The organism is Streptomyces sp. NPDC002490 (assembly GCF_040296045.1).
Classification (GTDB): Bacteria; Actinomycetota; Actinomycetes; order Streptomycetales; family Streptomycetaceae; genus Streptomyces.
Window position 1 is genome coordinate 44,770 of the sequence record NZ_JBEOWM010000003.1, and the last position, 15,064, is coordinate 59,833.

Annotated in this window: 17 protein-coding genes; 6 read left to right on the plus strand and 11 right to left on the minus strand. The window is 75.1% G+C overall.

Annotation, left to right across the window (positions count from 1 at the left end):
* Nucleotides 1-54: 54 nt before the first annotated feature.
* The gene (locus tag ABT092_RS02525; protein WP_351238918.1) at nt 55-567 is read left to right on the plus strand and encodes an SMI1/KNR4 family protein; all 513 of its coding nucleotides are present in this window, start codon (nt 55-57) and stop codon (nt 565-567) included.
* A 67-nt stretch (nt 568-634) separates the two neighbouring features.
* Here ABT092_RS02525 and ABT092_RS02530 read toward each other — a convergent pair whose 3' ends face one another.
* Genes ABT092_RS02530 through ABT092_RS02540 form a run of 3 tightly spaced genes read right to left on the minus strand, consistent with a single transcriptional unit; the run spans nt 635 to nt 2,291 of the window.
* The gene (locus tag ABT092_RS02530; RefSeq protein ID WP_351238920.1) at nt 635-841 is read right to left on the minus strand and encodes a hypothetical protein; all 207 of its coding nucleotides are present in this window, start codon (nt 839-841) and stop codon (nt 635-637) included.
* Nucleotides 842-899: 58 nt separating this feature from the next.
* Nucleotides 900-1,376: an SUKH-4 family immunity protein gene (locus tag ABT092_RS02535; RefSeq protein WP_351238922.1), complete on the minus strand. Its 477-nt coding sequence runs from the start codon at nt 1,374-1,376 to the stop codon at nt 900-902.
* Between the two features lie 9 nt (nt 1,377-1,385).
* Nucleotides 1,386-2,291, minus strand: coding sequence for an MmyB family transcriptional regulator (locus ABT092_RS02540; protein ID WP_351238924.1), 906 nt, complete (start codon nt 2,289-2,291; stop codon nt 1,386-1,388).
* 159 nt (nt 2,292-2,450) lie between these two features.
* Between ABT092_RS02540 and ABT092_RS02545 the strand changes: the two genes are divergently transcribed.
* Together ABT092_RS02545 and ABT092_RS02550 are read left to right on the plus strand one after the other, a co-directional pair.
* Nucleotides 2,451-3,221 (plus strand): SDR family oxidoreductase, encoded by a 771-nt coding sequence (locus tag ABT092_RS02545; protein ID WP_351238926.1) that lies wholly within the window; start codon nt 2,451-2,453, stop codon nt 3,219-3,221.
* A 41-nt stretch (nt 3,222-3,262) separates the two neighbouring features.
* Nucleotides 3,263-4,009, plus strand: coding sequence for a hypothetical protein (locus tag ABT092_RS02550; RefSeq protein WP_351238928.1), 747 nt, complete (start codon nt 3,263-3,265; stop codon nt 4,007-4,009).
* Here the strand turns inward: ABT092_RS02550 and ABT092_RS02555 are convergent.
* From ABT092_RS02555 to ABT092_RS02575, 5 genes are all read right to left on the minus strand, one after another.
* Nucleotides 3,912-5,297, minus strand: a complete 1,386-nt coding sequence (locus ABT092_RS02555) for a phage tail sheath family protein (RefSeq protein ID WP_351238930.1) — start codon at nt 5,295-5,297, stop codon at nt 3,912-3,914. The two genes, ABT092_RS02550 and ABT092_RS02555, sit on opposite strands and share 98 nt — an antisense overlap.
* A gap of 133 nt (nt 5,298-5,430) precedes the next feature.
* The gene (locus tag ABT092_RS02560) at nt 5,431-6,354 is read right to left on the minus strand and encodes an aminoglycoside phosphotransferase family protein (RefSeq protein ID WP_351238932.1); all 924 of its coding nucleotides are present in this window, start codon (nt 6,352-6,354) and stop codon (nt 5,431-5,433) included.
* 130 nt (nt 6,355-6,484) lie between these two features.
* Entirely contained in the window at nt 6,485-6,685 is a 201-nt protein-coding gene (locus tag ABT092_RS02565; RefSeq protein WP_351238934.1) for a hypothetical protein, read from the minus strand.
* A gap of 141 nt (nt 6,686-6,826) precedes the next feature.
* Nucleotides 6,827-7,675 (minus strand): alpha/beta fold hydrolase, encoded by an 849-nt coding sequence (locus ABT092_RS02570; protein ID WP_351238936.1) that lies wholly within the window; start codon nt 7,673-7,675, stop codon nt 6,827-6,829.
* A gap of 100 nt (nt 7,676-7,775) precedes the next feature.
* Nucleotides 7,776-8,555 carry a TetR/AcrR family transcriptional regulator gene (locus tag ABT092_RS02575; RefSeq protein WP_351238938.1) on the minus strand — a complete coding sequence of 260 codons (780 nt, stop codon included), beginning with the start codon at nt 8,553-8,555 and terminating at the stop codon, nt 7,776-7,778.
* A gap of 152 nt (nt 8,556-8,707) precedes the next feature.
* Between ABT092_RS02575 and ABT092_RS02580 the strand changes: the two genes are divergently transcribed.
* The gene (locus ABT092_RS02580; RefSeq protein WP_351238940.1) at nt 8,708-9,679 is read left to right on the plus strand and encodes an ABC transporter ATP-binding protein; all 972 of its coding nucleotides are present in this window, start codon (nt 8,708-8,710) and stop codon (nt 9,677-9,679) included.
* Nucleotides 9,676-10,431 (plus strand): ABC transporter permease, encoded by a 756-nt coding sequence (locus ABT092_RS02585; RefSeq protein WP_351238942.1) that lies wholly within the window; start codon nt 9,676-9,678, stop codon nt 10,429-10,431. The genes ABT092_RS02580 and ABT092_RS02585 overlap by 4 nt, the downstream gene beginning before the upstream one ends.
* A gap of 17 nt (nt 10,432-10,448) precedes the next feature.
* Here the strand turns inward: ABT092_RS02585 and ABT092_RS02590 are convergent, their stop codons facing one another.
* Nucleotides 10,449-12,722, minus strand: a complete 2,274-nt coding sequence (locus ABT092_RS02590) for an MMPL family transporter (protein ID WP_351238944.1) — start codon at nt 12,720-12,722, stop codon at nt 10,449-10,451.
* A 76-nt stretch (nt 12,723-12,798) separates the two neighbouring features.
* On the minus strand, nt 12,799-13,662 hold the full coding sequence (locus tag ABT092_RS02595; protein WP_351238946.1) for a CAP domain-containing protein: 864 nt from the start codon (nt 13,660-13,662) through the stop codon (nt 12,799-12,801).
* 294 nt (nt 13,663-13,956) lie between these two features.
* On the opposite strand from ABT092_RS02595, the gene ABT092_RS02600 reads away from it, so the two are divergent.
* Nucleotides 13,957-14,322 carry a PH domain-containing protein gene (locus ABT092_RS02600; RefSeq protein WP_351238948.1) on the plus strand — a complete coding sequence of 122 codons (366 nt, stop codon included), beginning with the start codon at nt 13,957-13,959 and terminating at the stop codon, nt 14,320-14,322.
* Nucleotides 14,323-14,371: 49 nt separating this feature from the next.
* On the opposite strand, the gene ABT092_RS02605 is transcribed toward ABT092_RS02600, so the two are convergent.
* Nucleotides 14,372-15,031: a response regulator gene (locus ABT092_RS02605; RefSeq protein ID WP_351239275.1), complete on the minus strand. Its 660-nt coding sequence runs from the start codon at nt 15,029-15,031 to the stop codon at nt 14,372-14,374.
* Nucleotides 15,032-15,064 lie beyond the last annotated feature (33 nt).

The window sequence follows — 15,064 nt, forward strand, 5'->3', positions numbered from 1 at the left end:
TACCCTCGGCCGGGTACGGGGGCGATCACGCGGGCGGGTGAGGGGAGAGCCACGATGGCGACGGTCGAGGAGATCGGGGCGCTCCTGGGAGAACCCCGTTTCCACTGGTCCGATCCCGGTCCCTGGACGGCGCTGGAGCAGGAGCTCGGGGTCCGCTTCCCGACGGACTTCCGGGAGGTGATCGACGCCTACGGCCCGGTCGTCATCAACGGGCACCTGCAACTGGACCACCCCGGCCACCGGTTCCGGAACCTGGGGGAGCGGATCAGGGAGGAGATCGGGTTCTGGCAGGAGGAGGACCTGGCGGAGTTCCTCCCCCACCGGGCGGGGCCCCGCCCCGGGGAACTGCTGCCGGTCGCGACGGGTTCCCAGGCGGAGTACGTCTTCCTGCGCGTGCCGCGGGAGCCCTCGCAACCCTGGGCGGTGGGCGTGCAGGAGATGGACACCTGGGAGTTCGTGCTCCACGAGATGACGTTCGGCGACTGGTTGCTGGCGTACCTGAAGGGCGAGGACGTCATGGTGGGTGCCACCGTCCCGGCCCGTCCGTCCTACACGTCCTCGGCCTGAGGGCGCCCGGCACGCGACGACCGGACGGCACGCCGCGCGGGCGGGCGGGTGCGCACGCGGGTCGGGTTCAGCGCCGCCCCCGCCTGATCCACGGCCACTTGAGGACGCAGACCACGACGGGCACCACGAGCACGGCCAGGAACCACAGGCCCACGCTCGCCGGGGAGTAGATGTAGTAGTGCCAACGCACCGGCAGGGCCGACGGTGCGAGGAGCATCACGACCAGCACGATCCAGGTGACCAGCACGGTCACCACCATGCGTGCGAGGACCATGCCCGTCTCCCCTCCCGGCGGTCGTCCGTCCTCCTCGTGGCACGGCCCCGACGGGGCCTCAGGCGTTCATGCCGTAGCCGAGTTCCTCGGCCGCGACGCTCCAGAAGGAGTTCTCGTCGGCGACGGCCGCCGCGTCGATCGCCGCGAACCGCTCCAGCAGCGCCTCAGTGAGCGCGTCACCGGCGTCCTCCGCCTCCTCGTCGGCCTCCTCGTCGGCGTCCTCCTCGGATCCCTCGTACCGCTCGGCCTCGTCGGCGGCCTCCTCGAAGGCGCGGGCGAAGGCGGTGAACGAGGCGAGGTCGGAGTTGACCAGGTGCGGTGGCTCGTCCCCGTCCGACAGGTTCCAGAGCGAGCCGTCGTCGCGGCGTACGCCCAGCACGCCCAGCCCGGGGTCGACCGCGACCACGGCGTACCGCGCCCCGTCGACGGTGCGCTCCCGGAAGGGGGCCTCCTGCCAGGTGCCCGGATACGGGCAGCCCGCGTACGGGTACCCCGCCCGCGGGGCGAGCAGCGCGGTCACGTCGGCGTCGTCCATGTCCGGAATCTAGCCCGTGGCCCCGGCACCGTCCTCGGCCGGGTCCCGGAGCGCGGCGCCCTCCGGCACGTCCCGCCGGCCGGCAGCCAGGGCGGACAGCAGTGCCAGCTGCCCGGCTCCGGGGCCGTCGGGCGGCGCGGTGAACCACAGCAGGCGTTGGCGTCCGTCCTCGCTGAGCAGGGCGTGGCAGTCGAGTTCGACGAGGCCGAGCACGGGATGGACGATCCGTTTGCGGTCCGCACGGCGCACCGCCACGTCGTGGTCGTCCCAGAGGGCCGCGAACTCCGGGCTGCGTCGGCGCAGCACGGCGACCGTCCTCGTGACCTCCGTGTCCCGGCCGCGCCGGGCGGCGACGGCCTGGAGGTCGGACACGAACACCCGGGAGTGGCGCGAGTGGTCCTCGGGCGGGTGGATCCCGCGCGCCCGGGGGTCGGTGAACCAGCGGTAGACGAAGCCGGCCGTGGGGCCGTGGTGCCCGGGGGAGGCGCCGAGCAGCGCCTTGGCCAGGTCGTTCTCCGCCAGGGTGACGTGCAGGTCGGTGATGACGCGTGCGGGGGTGTCGGACAGCCGGTCGAGGAGCCCGAGGAGCGCGGGCCGGGCGTGCGCCGGGGCCCGGTGCGCGGGCCGGGGGACCGGCTGTTCCGCCAGGTGGAACAGGTGGTCGCGTTCGTCGCCGGTCAGGTCGAGGGCGCGGGCGAGGGCGGCCAGGGTCTGGGCCGAGGGCCGCGCGTTGCTCTTCGTGCTGCCGCGTTCGAGCTCGGTGTAGTAGTCGACCGACAACCCCGCCAGGTGGGCGACCTCCTCGCGGCGCAGCCCCGGGACGCGCCGGCGGGGGCCCTGGGGGAGACCGAGTTCGGCGGGGCGGACGCGGTCGCGGCGGGTCCTCAGGAAGGCGCCGAGCTCCGGAAGGTTCACCCCTGCATGGTCGCGCGCCCGCCGGGGCGTAGCCAGGGGGTGGCGTCCCCCGGGTGGACGCACCCCTGGCCGGGGCGCGGGCGTCCGCCGAGGGTGGGGGCGAAGCAGGGCGACGGCGAGGCCGTGGCCCGACCCGTCCCTCCACCACGGGAGTCCGCCATGCCCAGCGCCGCCCCGCCCACCGGCCCCGTCGAGTCCGCCCCGCCCCGGGTGGCGATCGTCACCGGTGGTTCGCGCGGCATCGGCCGTCGGACGGTCGGTCGGCTGGCCGCCGACGGCCACGCCCTCGTGGTCGGCCACGCCGGCAACCGGGACGGGGCCGAAGCGGCCGTGGCGGAGGCCGTCGCCGGGGGCGGCCGGGCGGTCGCGGTGCGCGCGGACGTCGCCGACGAAGACGCGGTCGCGACCCTGTTCGACGTGGCCGAGGCGGAGTTCGGCGGCGTCGACGCCGTCGTGCACGCGGCCGGCCGGATGCGTCTGGGGTCGATCGCCGAACTGGACCTGGCCGTCCTGGACGACCTGCACCGCACCAACGTCCGGGGCACGTTCGTCGTCGCCCAGCAGGCCGCCCGCCGGGTGCGTCCCGGCGGGGCGATCGTGACGTTCTCCACGTCCGTGGTGGGACTCGCCCTCCCGGGGTACGGCGCGTACGCCGCCGGCAAGGGCGCGGTCGAGGCGCTGACGCTGATCCTGGCGCGGGAGCTGCGCGGCCGGGACGTCACCGCCAACACCGTCGCGCCCGGCCCCACCGCCACCGGGCTGTTCCTGGACGGCAAGGACGAGGAGACCGTCGCCCGCCTGGCCGCCCAGCCCCCGTTGGAGCGCCTCGGCACCCCGGCCGACATCGCGGAGGTCGTCGCGTTCCTGGTCTCTCCCGCCGGCCGTTGGGTCAACGGGCAGGTCGTCCGCGCCAACGGCGGAATCGTCTGAACCGCCCGTCCCCGCCCACCGATCGACGAAGGGTTCCTGCCATGCCGAACGACGGAACGCGGAAGGTCGTCCTGGTCACCGGGGCCTCCAGCGGTATCGGGGCGCTGTCCGTGCGCGCCCTGGCCCGGGCCGGTCACACCGTCTACGCGGGCGTCCGGCAACCCGGGACCCGGCAGCTCCAGCACCCGCGGCGGCTGCCCCCGTTCCTGGCCCCGTACTTCGCGGCCAAGGCCGCGATGGAGGCCCTGGCGGTCAGTTACGCCGCCGAAGTGCTCCCCTCCGGCATCGACACCGCGATCGTGGTGCCCGGCGCGTTCCCCTCCGGCACCAACCACTTCGTCCACGCGGGCGCCCCGGCCGACGCCGTCCGGGCGGAAGCCTACGACCGGCGTCACCGGTCCCTGCCGGGCGAGCTGGGCGGGCGCCTGGCCGCGCTCGTCCCGGCGGGCGCCGAGGTGGCCGCGGTCGCCGAGGCCGTCGCGCGCCTGGTCGCGGGGGGACACGGCACGCGCCCCCTGCACACCCACGTGGACCCCGGCCGCGACGGCAGCGAAGTGGTCTGCGCGGTCCCGACCGCCTCCGCGCCGACTTCTTCCGCCGCATCGGACTGGAGGACCTCCGCACCGCGGGCAGTTCCCTCTGACGCCCCGCCGGGAGGGGAACGGCCGGCCGCCGCACCGGGAGCGGAGCTCAGGTCCCGCGGCGGACGGGCGGACCGTCCCCCGGTGCCCGGGCCCCGGCTCCGGGGTCGCGGCCGCCGGGCCCCGCTGCGTCGGTGCACCAGCTGACGGTGAAGCGGGCGAACTCGCCGGGGCGCACCGCGGCCACGCCGATGTCGCAGGTCATCCCACCGGTGCCGGTCCGTCCGGGCGGGTCGTCGCTCCCGTGGCAGACCATCGAGAACGCCTCCTCGGGGCCGCGGCCCACCAGTGCGCCCCGGCGCCACTGGTCGGTGAGGAACGAGGTGATCGTGCGGTGCAGTGCCGCCCGCAGGTGCTCGTCGTGGGGTGCGGCGGCCGCCCAGGCGGTGGCGCGGCGGATGGACGCGGAGAGGTGGCACACCAGGCGGCGGACGGTGAGGTAGCGCCAGGTCCGGGCGGTGGACCGGGTGCGCGCGCCCCAGACGAGCAGGCCCCCGCCGGGGACGTGGCGGAGGCAGTTCACGCCCTTCTCGTCCAGCCGGCCGTGTTCGCCTTCGGTGAGCGGGGCCCCGGGTTCCCGCACGCCGTGCAGGACCTGGCCGGCGGGGGCCACGTGGACGCCGTGCTCGGTGTCGGTGCGGGCCCAGACCCCGGCCACGTGTCCGCCGGGCGGCACGGTCCGCGCGGTGCCGTCGACGCCCGGCACCGTGATCCACGGGTAGTACAGGGCGGTGAAGGCCGCGGCGTCGGAGTCGGGCGCGTCGAGTCCGTCGACGAACGCCTTGACCCGGTCGGCGTCGAGGTCCGGCGGCGGGTCGAGGATCGCCAGCCGGTCCCGGCGGGCGGTGCAGTGCCGCACCACCTCGGCCATCCTGCGCACGCCCCCGTCCAGGTCGGGCGTTCCCGCCGGCGCGGACGCGTCGCCGGTCATGTCCCAGAGGCCGGGCACCACGACCATGGTGACCTCGGGCACGGACTCCAGCCCGGCCAGCCCGGTGCGGGCGGTGGCGTCGCCCCGGAGTTCCCGGGCGGAGACCGCCCGGGACGGGTCGGCGAACCCCACCACGTAGCAGGTGCGCCCGCCGTTGGCGAAGAAGCCGTGCACGGCTTCGGCGAGCGGGAAGCACCGCTCCAGGGTGCGGACGGTGACCGGGTCGGTCGCCGCGGCGAGTCGCCGGGCGAGCGCGTCGACCTGGTAGCGGGCGGTGAACTCCCGCCAGCTGTCGATGCGTTGCGGGACCGTGCGCTCGGCCTCGGTGAAGGGGCGGGGCGAGCCGTCCGGCGGCTCGTCGGAGGGGGCCTCGGCGGTGCCCCCGGGACGGGTGACCTCGGTGTAGCCGAGGAACGCGGCGACGGAGGTGGCCGCCGTGGTGATCGTGCGGACGCCGGCGGGGAGTTCGGCGACGGAGACCCCGGACGGATTCGGCTGGTGCATCTGTGCTCCTGGGCGGGCGGGAGTGGCGGTGGGTGCGGACGGGGCGTCCGCACCCACCGTGGGGCCAGCACGCCGTCCCGTCGCCCGGTCGCGCGCGCAAACCGCCGGTTCGGGTGAAATGCCCAGGGGGCCGTCACCGGCGGGGCAGGGACTCCGCGATCACGACGGAGGAGGAGTCGAGGGCGGCCGAGCCGTCCTCGACGTCCCAGAGGGAGTTCTGGAGCAGCCGGCCGAGGGTCCAGCCGGCCGCGCGGGAGCGGTCGAGGCCGAGGGCCTCGGTGAGCAGGTCGAAACGGCGCCGCACCGTGCGCCGGGCGTCGCCCTTCGCCACGACGTCGTCCCACCGGCTGTCCAGGGCGGGCCAGAGGTCGAATCCGGGGTCCCCGGCCAGCGGTTCGGGGTCGATGGCGAGCCAGGGTTCGCGCCGGGCGGCGAGGACGTTGCCGTAGTGCAGGTCCCAGTGCAGCATCCGGTCACCGGGCTCGTCGACCAGTTCGGCCACCGCCGCGGCCCAGCCGCTCAGGAGCCGGCGCTCCACCGGGTCGGCCAGCGCCGCGACGGCCCCGGGGGTCTTCGCCAGCATCTCGGCGGCGACGTCGCCGAGGCCGCGCAGCCCCTGCGGCGCGGGGACGCCCACCAGCCGGGCGTGGAGTTCGGCGAGGATGCCCATGGCCGTGTCGTCGTCCTCGACCGAGGCCAGCGTCCGGGCGCCGTCCAGTCGTTCCAGGAGCATGGTGCCGCTCCCGGGGTCGTGGTCGAGCAGGAGCACCGTTCCGGCGCCGTTCCAAGTGCGCAGCCCGATGACCGCGGCCGTGGTCTCCTCCCTGGGCGACTGGAGCCTGAGGACCGCGGGGGTGTCGTCCGCGCGTCGCACCGGCAGCACCAGGGAGGCTTCCCCGGAGCGGGCCGCGCCGTCCGGTCTCAGCTCCCAGCGGCCCAGGAACTCGGCGGTGAGGGAGGGCAGTCGGGCGATCCAGGCCCTGCCCTCCTCGCCGAAGGTCCTGGCGTAGGACGCTGCCAGGGACTGCGGGACCTCGACCGGTTCCCACTTGCTCATGTCGTCGCCCTCCCGGGGGTTTCGCGTTCTCCCGGCAACCTACGCCCTGTGCGGGGAGGGCGGCGGGGGCCGGGAGGCCGGGGAGGGGTGGCACCCCGGTCGTCCTCGTCCGGTCCGGACGCACCGGGGCTCAGCCGTTCGGTTCGCCCGATGTGCCGTCCGGTGACGGCGGGGGCGCTTGCACCGCCGTGCCCGGCACCAGGACGGCGAGCGTGCTGCGCGCCTCGTGCCGTAGTGCGCGCCGGCGCGCGAAGGTCGCCGTCAGGGCGAGGAGCGAGACCGTGCCGCCGTAACACACGGCGGCGATCGTGGAGATGAGCCCGATCATCATCGGGCACGCACCCTTCTTCCCCCCGTCGGGCCGCCCGGTTTCTGTGTGCGGGCGGGTGTCGATGCGTTCCACTCCACTCTACGTGTGCTGTCAACTACCCCTATAGGCAAGGGATTCGACGTGCGGAGCCGGTCCGGGAGGCTACCTCCCCGGCGTTGGTCCCCCCAGCACCTCGGCCAGGTGCTCGGGGCGTTCCTCGACCACGAGGTGTCCGGCTCCGGGAACCACGCCCAACTCGGTGCCGAGGATGCCGCGCACCGCCGGTTCCAGGCGCCCGGGCGGGAGGAAGACGTCGTGTTCGCCCGTGAGGACGGTGCGGGGGATCGACCGTGCGGGGAGGACGGCCAAGCCGGGCGCCCCGCTGGAGCGCGCGTGCCGGGCGACCAGCGTCATCCAGTGCACCAGGTCCTCGCGGGGCTGACGGCCCGGGGAGAGCATGGTGCGCAGGAGCCGGGCGCTGTGCGTCGGCGCCGGCCGCAGGAACCAGGCCGCCGAAGCGGCCAGTACGGACGGGGTCAGCCTGAGCCCGGTCAACCCGGCGGGCGAGACCAGGACGAGCCGGCTGATCCTGGACGAGCCGGCGGACAGGGCGATGGCGGCGCCCAAGGAGTGGCCCAGCACCGCCACCGGCCCGGACGGGACGCTGTCGAGCACCTCGTCCAGCCAGGCCCCGTACCAGGCCGACCGGCCGCGGGAGGGGGCCCGTTCGCCGGAGCTGAGGCCGGGCTGTCCTGGGACGTCCACCAGCAGGACCCGGTGGCCGGCGGCGACCAGGGCGGTGGCCAGCGGAAGGGACGCGGCGGCGTTGAGGTTGGTGCCCGGCACGAACACGACCGTCCTCGCGCCGTCTCCGCCCAGGACCAGGTGGGTCGGGACGCCGCGGGCGGTCACCGTCGTCCGCTCCTGCGGTACCGGCCAGGCGTCGAGCCGGCTCAGGCACCAGCGCCGGATGAGTTCCTCGCCCGTCGTGCTGCGGTAGATGGAGGCCACGGAGGCAGTGTCCCGCCTCGACCGGGCAGGCGGAGCGGAACGGCCGCAACGGGCAAGGGAGTCGTGGAGCCTGGCCGGAACCGGCTGACCGTCCCCGCCGTCACCCGTGCCCCGTGCCGCCCGCCTCCGCCGTGCGGCGGGCGACGAGCGGGGCGAGGCCGTCCAGGATGCGTTCGAGGCCGAAGCGGAAGTCGGCGTCGGGGTCGTCGTCCGGGCCGCTGAAGACGCCCGCGTCGAGGAGGCGGGTGATGGCGGGCTGGCGGACCGGGTCGGTGAAGCGGCGGAGGGTGTGGGCGTAGCGGGCGAGGACCCGGTCCGGGTCGGCGCCGCTGCGGTGGACCGCGTCGGCGAGGTCGGCGGTGAGGGTGGCCTGGTTGCGGATGAAGCCCCCGACGAGGGTGAGCGTGCCGAGTCGTTCGTCGCCGTGTAGGCCGGTGCCGTCGAGGGCGGCGAGGCCGCGCTCCATCCAGGCGACCTGGTTCGGGGTGGCCGGCGGGCCGCTGATCGGGATGCGCAGCAGCCAGGTGCGGTGCCGGAAGACGTCGAGCTGGGCGTGCGCCCAGGTGGTGAGGAGGGCGCGCCAGCCGGTGGTGCCCTCGGGGACGGGCGGCGGGGTGCCGACCCCGGTGTCGGCCATGAGGACGTACAGCTCGTCCTTGGCGGCGACGTAGCGGTACAGGGACATGGTGGAGGCGCCGAGTTCCTTGGCGACCCGGCCCATGGAGACGGCGTCGATGCCGTCGCGGGCGGCGAGGGCGATCGCGGCGTCCACGATGCGGTCCAGCCCGAGGGCGGGTCGGGGCCCCTTGGCGGGGCGTTCGCGCAGGCCCCAGGCGGTTTCCAGGCTGGCGGGCAGGAAGCCCCCGTCCGGCTCCGGCATCGCTCCGTCCTCCCTGCTGACTGCTGACGGGTGGTGCTCCGACTGCTCCCGATTGACCTCATCCTAGTTCTGTGTATTACTTACGCAGTAGTGTGTATGGCATACGCAGAACGGTGCGCGGAGGTGCGCCGATCACGGGAAGGTGACCGCCCATGGGCATCCACGCCGCCGCCCTGACCAAGTCCTACGGCGACCTGCGGGTCCTGGACGGCCTCGACCTCGACGTCGGGCCCGGCACCGTGCACGCCCTGCTGGGACCGAACGGCGCCGGCAAGACCACCACGGTGCGCATCCTGGCCACCCTCACCACCGCCGACTCCGGGACCGCCCGCGTCGCCGGGCACGACGTGCGCGCCGCGCGCTCCGAGGTGCGCGCCCGGATCGGCCTCACCGGTCAGTTCGCCGCCGTGGACGCCCTCCAGACCGGTGCCGAGACGCTGCGGATGATGGGCCGGCTGGCCGGGCTGACCGCCCGGGCGGCCCGGGCCCGCGCCGACGAACTCCTCGAACGGTTCGACCTCGTCGCCGCCGCGGGGCGCCCCGCCCGCGGCTACTCCGGCGGCATGCGCCGCCGGCTGGACCTCGCCGCCGGACTGGTGACCCGGCCCCCCGTCCTCTTCCTGGACGAACCCACCACCGGCCTCGACCCGCGCAGCCGCCAGGACCTGTGGCGGATCGTCCGCGAACTGCGCGCCCAGGGCACCACCGTGCTGCTCACCACCCAGTACCTGGAGGAGGCGGACGTCCTCGCCGACCGGATCAGCCTGCTGGACGGCGGTCGCGTCGTCGCCGAGGGCACCGCCGGGGAGCTGAAGTCCCGGGTGGCCGGGCACCGGCTGGACCTCGTGCTCGCCTCCCGCGCCGACTACGACCGGGTGACCGCCCGACTCCCCGTCGCCGGCGCCCGGTTGGACCCGGACCGGCTCACCGTGGGGATCGCCACCGACGGCACCGCCGGCCACGTGCGCGCGCTGCTCGACGCGCTCGACCCCGACCGCACCTCCGTCGACCGGTTCGACCTGCGCACCGCCACCCTCGACGACGTTTTCCTGGCCCTGACTGGAACCTCGACCGGAACCCCGACCGGAACCCCGACCGGAACCCCGACCGGAGACCGCCGATGACCGCCTCCCTCACCACCGCCCGGACCATGGCCGCCCGCAGCCTGCGCATCAGCCGCCGCAGCCCCGACGCCCTGTTCACCGCACTGCTGCTGCCGGTGCTGCTCATGCTGGTCTTCGTCTACTTCTTCGGCGGCGCCATCGACACCGGCACCGCCTACGTCACCTACGTCGTCCCCGGCGTCATGCTGCTGTGCGCCGGCTTCGGCGCCGGGTCCACGGCCGTGGCGGTGGCCGAGGACATGAAGAACGGGATCATCGACCGGTTCCGGGCCGCCGACATCGGGGGCGTCCCCGTCCTCGCCGGCCATGTCGCCGCCTCCGTCGCCCGCAACCTCGTCGCGACCGCCCTGGTGCTGGGCGTGGCGCTCGCCATCGGGTTCCGGCCGACCGCCGGCCCCGTCGAGTACCTCGCCGCGGCCGGGCTGCTCGCCTGCTGGATCGTCGCGGTCTCCTGGCTCTCCGCCGCGCTCGGCCTGCTCGCCGAATCCCCCGAGGCCGCGGGCGGCTCCGCGTTCCTGATGATGTTCCTGCCCTACCCCTCCAGCGCCTTCGTCCGGGTCGAGAGCATGCCGGGCTGGCTGCACGGCTTCGCCGAACACCAGCCGCTCACCCCGCTGATCGAGTCCGTGCGGGCCCTGCTGCTGGACGAGCGGGTGGGCCACCAGCCGTGGATCGCGCTGGCCTGGTGCGCCGGCGTGACCGCCGGCGCGATCGCCCTGGCCGTCCCGCTCTTCCACCGCCGCACCCGGTGATCCGCCCCGGGCCTGCGTCACCCGGCGGGCGGGCGGGGCGGCGGGGCCTCGCCCTCCGCGTGCAGGGTCGGCAGCACCCGGTCCAGCCAGCGCGGGGTCCACCAGGCGCCGCGGCCGAGCAGCGTCATCACCGCGGGCACCAGCAGCAGCCGCACCACCGTGGCGTCCACCAGCACGCTCACCGCGAGGCCCAGGCCCAGCATCTTGACCACGATGTTGTCGGAGATGACGAACGCGGCGAAGACGCTGACCATGATCAACGCGGCACAGGTGATGACCCGCGCGGTGATCTCCAGGGCGTGCGCCACGCTGGCCTTCGGGTCGCCGGTGCGCAACCACGCCTCGTGGATGCGGGAGAGCAGGAAGATCTCGTAGTCCATGCTCAGCCCGAAGACGATCGCGAACATCATCATCGGCACGTAGCTCTCGATGGGCACCGTCCCCGACACCCCGAGCGCCGGCCCGCCCCACCCCCACTGGAACACCGCGACCACCACCCCGTAGGAGGCCGCGATGGACAGCACGTTGAGGACGGCCGCCTTCAAGGCCACCAGCACGCCCCGGAACACCACCAGGATCACCAGGAACGCCAGCCCCACCACGGCCGCGATGATCCACGGCAGCCGGGCGGCGACGATGTCCAGGAAGTCGACCTGGGCGGCGGTGGTCCCGGTGACGTACCCGTGGGCGGAGGTCCCGGCGACCGCGTCCGGCAGCACCTCGTCGCGGAGCCGGTTGACCAGGTCGGTGGTCCGTTCGTCCTGCGGGGCCGCGACCGAGTAGGCGGTGCCCACCAGCACGTCCCCGTCCGAGGTGGCCGTCAACGGGGTGACGTAGGCGGCGTCCGGCACCCCGGTCAGCGCCTTCGTCGCCTGCGCGGCCAGCGCCGACCGGTCCGCCTGCGGGACGTCCGACTGGTCGACGACCAGGGTCAGCGGACCGTTGGAGCCGGGACCGAACGCGGCGGACATCAGGTCGAAGGCGCGCCGGTCGGTGAACGACTTCGGGTCGGCGCCGTCGCCGATGTGCCCCAGCTGGATCGAGAACACCGGGATCGACAGCACGGCGAGCACCGCCGCCCCCGCCCCCGCGTACCACCAGGGCCGTCGTTCCACCCGCCGGGCGTAGCGGTGCCAGGCACCGGTGACCTCCTCGCCGGGCTCGGCGTCGGTCTCGGCGATCGGGGTGCGCACCCGCCACCGGTCGACGTGCCGTCCGATCAGCCCGAGCAGCGCCGGGACCAGGGTCAGCGCGCCGAGCACGGCCGTCACCACGGTCACCGCGGCGGCCAGCCCCAGTTTGCCGATGAAGGCGATGCCCGACACCCAGAGCCCGGAGAGCGCGATGATCACCGTGCAGCCGGAGAGCAGCACCGCGTGCCCGCTGGTGGCCGCGGCCCCGCCGGCCGCCGCCACCGGGTCCCGGCCGTCCATCAGCCCCTGCCGGTGCCGGGTGACGAGGAACAGCGCGTAGTCGATGCCGACGCCCAGCCCGATCATCGTGGCCAGGGTGGGGGAGACGGTCGCGAAGGTGGAGGCGGCGGCCAGCAGGGCGAGCAGCGCCAGCCCGCAGACCACGCTGATCAGCGCGGTGACCAGGGGCAGCACGGCGGCGACGACGCTGCCGAAGCCGATCAGCAGCACCACGATCGCCACCCCGAAGCCGATCGCCTCGCTGAGCCGGTCGTTCGGCTCCGGCCGCGCCAACTCGCCGAGCGGGCCGCCGTACTCGACGTCCACGCCGGCGGAGCGCAGCGGCTGCACCGCCGCGTCGACGCCGTGCAGGTAGTCCTCGCCGAGGGTGGAGGGCTGGACGTCGAACCGGACGGTGACGTACGCGGTGTGCCCGTCGCCGGAGAGCGGGCCCACGTCGGGTGCACCGGACGGTGTCGGGGGAGCGGTCAACGGGTTCTGCACGGACAGCACGTCCGGCAGCTTCTGGAGCGCGGTGACGGTCTGGTCGAGCTGCGGGCCGACCGCGCTGAGCGGCCGGTCGGCGTTGTGCAGCACGATCTGCGAGCCGTAGCCGCCGGCGGCCGGGTCGTGGTCCTTGAGGACGTCGAGCCCGTGCTGGGACGGGGTGTCGGGGAGGGAGAAGTCGTCGGAGTAGGTGCCGCCGTAGGCGTGGTGCAGCGCCTGGAGCCCGAGGAGCGCGGCCAGCCACAGCAGCAGGACCGGGACGGCGTGCCGGGCGCAGAACTCGCCGACCCGGCGCAACGGCCCGGGCCGGCGGGCGCCGGTTCCGTCCGCGCCGCCGGGCCGGTCCGCGCGCGGCTCGCCCGTGGCTGGCATGCCCCGAGTGAAACCCCGGCCGCCCGCCGGCGCACGCCCGCGCGGCAGGACGGGTGACGGCCGGGGACGCGCCGGGTCAGCGCGCGGGCGCGGCGAACACCTGTGTCCAGTGCGGGCCGCCGGGTGAGCCGTGTTCGCCCTCGATGCCCAGGCCCATGTGGACGAAGGAGCAGTTGAGGATGTTGGCCCGGTGGCCGGGGCTCTCCAGCCAGCCGCGCACGGCCGCGGCGGCGGTGCGCGGGCCGGCCGCCACGTTCTCCCCGACGATGGACCAGGCGTAGCCCTGGGCGGTGACCCGGTCGCCGACGTCCGTCCCCTGCGGCGAGACGTGGTCGAAGTAGCCGCGCAGCCCCATGTCCCGGCTGTGGCCGACCGCGGCCCGGTTCAGCCGGGCGTCGGCGGTCACCGGGCGGCAACCGGCGCGCACCCGGTGGGAGTTCACCAGGGCGGTGACCTGGGCGACCATGCCGGAGCCGGCGCCCGAGCGGCCGGTGCGCGGCCGGGCGGGGGACGGCGCCCCCTGCGGGACGGGCTCGGCGGCGGGGGCGGTGGTCCCGGCCGGGACCGGGCTCGGCTCGGGGGTGGCCTGCCGCGGGGGCGTGCCGGGGTCGGTGGGCGCCGGCGCGGCCTCCGGCGTGGGGGTGGCGGGGGAGCGCGGGGCCGGGCTCTCGGGGCCGGTGTCGGGTCCGCCGGGCGGGGGCGGGGCCAGTGCGGCGGTCCGTGCCGCGCCGGCGGCGACCCCGGCCGGGGTGCCGAAGGCGGTGGCCGCGGCGACCGTTCCCGCCCCGAGCGCGGCGATCACCGCGAGGGCGCCCCACAGTCGTCGACCGGTGCGGGCCCGCCGGCGTCGGTGCCCGCCGACGGGCCGTCCGCCGGTGCCGGGCGGGGCGCCCGGGGTCGGGGACGCAGGGGGCGGGGGGAGCAGAGGAACGTCGTCCACGGGGGTCCTTCACGGTGAGCGGTCCGGTCGTACGGGCTGATGGTCCGGCCGGGGGGAGGCCGGGCCCGAACTCCCTTCCCCCCAACGAGAGATCGTCGCCGAGGGCGTTCCCCTCGGTCATGGATGACCCGATCGTGTGGCCGAAACCCCGGCCCGTCACCCGGCCCGTCACCCGGCCCGTCACCGGGTGCGGTCCGGCCGGGGAGGGGCGGTCGGGGCAACCCCCGGCTTCCCCTTTGCGTGTGATACGACAGAAGGGTCCTCTCATCGTACGAATTCAGCGGGGTACTGGTCATGGCACTGTTCGGGAACGCGCACACGATCGATCCGCAGCAGGCGGCGCACGACTTCGGGAAGCTGTTGGGTCACGGGGAGCAGGTGCACGCCGCGTACCAACTCGTCCGGGACGCCATCCTCTTCACCGACCGCCGACTGATCCTGATCGACAAGCAGGGCATCACCGGCAAGAAGGTGGAGTACCACAGCGTCCCGTACCGGAGCATCACCCACTTCGCGGTGGAGACCGCCGGCACCTTCGACCTCGACGCCGAGCTGAAGCTCTGGGTCTCCGGCAACTCGGTGCCGATCCAGAAGACCTTCACCAAGGGCGTCGACATCTACGAGGTGCAGGCGATCCTCACCCAGTTCGTGGCGGGCTGAGCCGGCCGGCGACCGGCCCGCCCGGTCCCGCGACGGGAGGCGGGGCCGGTCAGCCGCCGCGGGGCCGGACCATGCCCAACTCGTACGCGGCGATCACCGCCTGCGCCCGGTCGCGCAGCCCCAACTTGGCGAACAACCGGTTGATGTGGGTCTTCACGGTGTGGTCGGTGATGGTCAGCCGGGCGCCGATCTCGGCGTTCGACAGCCCCCGGGCGATCAGGACGAGCACCTCCGCCTCCCGCGCGGTCAACCCCTCGGCACCGCGGGCCGGCAGCCGGTTCGTCCTGCTGTGCACGAAGTCCCCGATCAGCCGTTTGGTGATCTCCGGGGAAAGCAGGGCCTCGCCGGCCGCCACGACCCGCACCGCGTGCAGCAGTTCGGCGAAGGTGGCGTCCTTCAGCAGGAAGCCGCCGGCCCCGGCCGCCAAGGCGTCGTACACGTACTCGTCGAGCCCGAACGTCGTCAGCATCAGCACCTTGGGCGCGTCGACCGGGTCCGCCAGGATCTCCCGGGCCGCCTCGATGCCGCTGAGCCGCGGCATCCGGATGTCCAGCAGCACCAGGTCCGGCCGGGTCTCGGCGACGACCCGCACCGCCTGCGCCCCGTCCTCGGCCTCCCCGACCACCTCGATGTCGTCCTGCGTGGACAGCAGGTTGACGAATCCGGTGCGCACCACGGCCTGGTCGTCGGCGACCACCGTGCGGATCACCCCGCCCCGGCCCGTCCCCGAGGGCGGGCCGCC

Excerpts from the sequence above, each read along its gene's own strand:
- ABT092_RS02560 (WP_351238932.1), bottom strand. The coding sequence starts at position 6,354 with ATGAGCAAGTGGGAACCGGTCGAGGTCCCGCAGTCCCTGGCAGCGTCC.
- ABT092_RS02565 (WP_351238934.1), bottom strand. The coding sequence starts at position 6,685 with ATGATGATCGGGCTCATCTCCACGATCGCCGCCGTGTGTTACGGCGGC.
- ABT092_RS02600 (WP_351238948.1), top strand. The coding sequence starts at position 13,957 with ATGGCACTGTTCGGGAACGCGCACACGATCGATCCGCAGCAGGCGGCG.
- ABT092_RS02530 (WP_351238920.1), bottom strand. The coding sequence starts at position 841 with ATGGTCCTCGCACGCATGGTGGTGACCGTGCTGGTCACCTGGATCGTG.
- ABT092_RS02550 (WP_351238928.1), top strand. The coding sequence starts at position 3,263 with ATGCCGAACGACGGAACGCGGAAGGTCGTCCTGGTCACCGGGGCCTCC.
- ABT092_RS02535 (WP_351238922.1), bottom strand. The coding sequence starts at position 1,376 with ATGGACGACGCCGACGTGACCGCGCTGCTCGCCCCGCGGGCGGGGTAC.
- ABT092_RS02545 (WP_351238926.1), top strand. The coding sequence starts at position 2,451 with ATGCCCAGCGCCGCCCCGCCCACCGGCCCCGTCGAGTCCGCCCCGCCC.
- ABT092_RS02580 (WP_351238940.1), top strand. The coding sequence starts at position 8,708 with ATGGGCATCCACGCCGCCGCCCTGACCAAGTCCTACGGCGACCTGCGG.
- ABT092_RS02525 (WP_351238918.1), top strand. The coding sequence starts at position 55 with ATGGCGACGGTCGAGGAGATCGGGGCGCTCCTGGGAGAACCCCGTTTC.
- ABT092_RS02585 (WP_351238942.1), top strand. The coding sequence starts at position 9,676 with ATGACCGCCTCCCTCACCACCGCCCGGACCATGGCCGCCCGCAGCCTG.
- ABT092_RS02590 (WP_351238944.1), bottom strand. The coding sequence starts at position 12,722 with ATGCCAGCCACGGGCGAGCCGCGCGCGGACCGGCCCGGCGGCGCGGAC.
- ABT092_RS02555 (WP_351238930.1), bottom strand. The coding sequence starts at position 5,297 with ATGCACCAGCCGAATCCGTCCGGGGTCTCCGTCGCCGAACTCCCCGCC.
- ABT092_RS02575 (WP_351238938.1), bottom strand. The coding sequence starts at position 8,555 with ATGCCGGAGCCGGACGGGGGCTTCCTGCCCGCCAGCCTGGAAACCGCC.